Origin of the sequence: Bradyrhizobium sp. (genome assembly GCF_016462955.1) — a bacterium.
GTDB lineage: Bacteria > Pseudomonadota > Alphaproteobacteria > Rhizobiales > Xanthobacteraceae > Bradyrhizobium.
This window is the reverse complement of record NZ_JAEMSD010000776.1, coordinates 1-2206: the sequence shown is the minus strand read 5'-3', so window position 1 is coordinate 2206 and position 2206 is coordinate 1. Positions and strand designations below refer to the sequence as shown.

The 2206-nt window shown below is 64.5% G+C and carries 3 protein-coding genes; 2 read left to right on the top strand and 1 reads right to left on the bottom strand.

Translation table 11 applies throughout. The features are described from left to right. On the bottom strand, positions 1 to 821 hold an 821-nt coding region (locus JHD07_RS38235; RefSeq protein ID WP_291631645.1), incomplete at its 3' end, for a glycosyltransferase family 1 protein. 275 nt (positions 822 to 1096) lie between these two features. On the opposite strand from JHD07_RS38235, the gene JHD07_RS38230 reads away from it, so the two are divergent. After that, the gene (locus JHD07_RS38230; protein ID WP_291631643.1) at positions 1097 to 1813 is read left to right on the top strand and encodes a L,D-transpeptidase; all 717 of its coding nucleotides are present in this window, start codon (positions 1097 to 1099) and stop codon (positions 1811 to 1813) included. A 113-nt stretch (positions 1814 to 1926) separates the two neighbouring features. After that, the coding region (locus JHD07_RS38225; protein WP_291631641.1) for a c-type cytochrome at positions 1927 to 2206 on the top strand (280 nt) is incomplete at its 3' end.

Below are 2206 nucleotides of genomic sequence, written 5' to 3'. Positions count from 1 at the left end.
ACCGGAAACGCCGCCACCGGCGTGCCGCAGGCGAGCGCCTCCAGCTGCACCACGCCGAACGTGTCGGTCAGGCTCGGAAACACGAACACGTCGGCCGCGGCGAGATGCGCGGTGAGATCCGCGCCTTTCTTCTCGCCGAGGAAGATTGCGGCGGGATATTTCTTCTCCAGCGCAGCCTTCTGCGGACCGTCGCCGACGACGACCTTGGTGCCGGGCAGATCGAGCGAGAGGAACGCTTCGAGGTTCTTCTCCACCGCCACGCGCCCCATCGTCATGAAGATCGGACGTGGCAGGTCGAGCTGTGCCGGAGCATCGGGATGAAACAGCTCGGTATCGACGCCGCGCGTCCAGAAGCCGAGCCGCTTGAAGCCGCGCTCGGATAGCTCCTGCCGCAGCGACGGGGTCGCCACCATGGTCATGGCGGCGGCATCGTGGAAGTGGCGCAGCACGGCGTAGCCGACGCTTGCGGGGATGCCGGTCCGCACCGCGACATATTCCGGAAAGCGCGTTGTGTAGGACGTGGTGAAGGCAAGCCGGTTGCGGCGGCAATAGGCCCGCGCGGCCCAGCCGATCGGGCCCTCGGTCGCGATGTGCAGCGCGTCAGGCGCCGCGGCCTCGATCCGCCGCGCGATCTCCTTCGCCGAAGGCAGCGCAAAGCGCAGGCCTGGATAGGTCGGCACCGGCCAGGACGGAAAGCCGTCCGGCGTGAGGAAGGCGATCTCGACATCGAGTGCCTTGGCCGCGTTCGCCAGCGAGGTCAGCGTCCGCACCACGCCATTGACCTGCGGATGCCAGGCGTCGGTCGCGATTAATACCCGCATCGGAAAATCCCGAGAGTTTGATGATTCTCAGGCATCGACCATCAACGAAGGATATTTCAGGCGTGTGACGTCATCGAAATGTCGGCGGGCTGTTTTGTTCGTTAACGGACGCCTACGGCCACGAAACTGTCATGAAACAATCCTTGCCGCCGTGAAACCATTTTCGGCTTTCCGCGCAAATGTCCCGAAACGCTTTGCCGTTAGTGATCTTACGCAACGGAGCACCGAAACGGTGCCGCGGTGAAAAACAACACCGAGCAAACAGGGGCGATCACATGTTCAATCTGGACACCTTCAAGACCTATTCGCGCGTCGTCGCGTTCGGTGCAGTAGCGATCTCCGCGGTCGCATTCGCCGGTGCGGCCAACGCCGCTCCGATGCAGATCTTCCCGTTCTTCCAGCCGTTGCCGCCGACTGCCGCGCCCCAGCCGTTCCAGCCCTATCAACCCTATCAGGCGCCGACCTATCAGACCGAACCGTCCGAGGATCAGGACGCCGTCGAGGTGCCGGCCCGCTTCCGCCGCCAGACCGTGTCTTATGCAACGCGCGAAGCGCCGGGCACCATCATCATCGATACGCCCAACACCTATCTTTATTATGTGCTCGGCAACGGCCAGGCCTTGCGCTACGGCATCGGCGTCGGCCGCGATGGCTTCACCTGGTCCGGCATCCAGTCGGTGAGCCGCAAGGCCGAATGGCCGGCTTGGACGCCGCCGCCGGAAATGATCGCCCGCCAGCCCTATCTGCCGCGCCACATGGCAGGCGGCCCCGGCAATCCGCTCGGCGCGCGCGCCATGTATCTCGGCGGCACCATCTACCGCATCCACGGCACCAACGCCCCCGAGACCATCGGCAAGCGCGTCTCCTCCGGTTGCATCCGCATGACCAACGAGGACGTCACCGACCTCTATTCCCGCGTCAACGTCGGCACCAAGGTGATCGTGCTTCCCATGACGGAGCGCCGTGCGGACCTCGGCACCGCAACGCGGTAAAGCGACAGGACACGTGACGCAAACGGCCCCGGAACCCACCGGGGCCGTTTTCGTTTGCCCTCGGCATTCCCGACGCGCGCTTGCTTTGGCGCAGGTCCCCGATGGAGGCGCAAATGCAATCACGCTTGGAATCCTCGTCCAGCCTGCGGCTGCACGCCCTCGTCGGCGCTGCAGCATTGACGCTGCTCCTGTTTGCGCCGCCCTCGCTCGCGCAGCAATCCGCGAATGACGACGCCGGCAAGCAGGCCTTCAACAATTCCTGCCGCACCTGCCATTCCATGAAGGAGGGCGACAACCGCCTCGGCCCGAATCTCAACAAGATCGTCGGACGCAAGGCCGGCTCGTTGCCGGACTACAGCTACTCCTCCGCAATGAAGGAAGCCGGCTTCAACT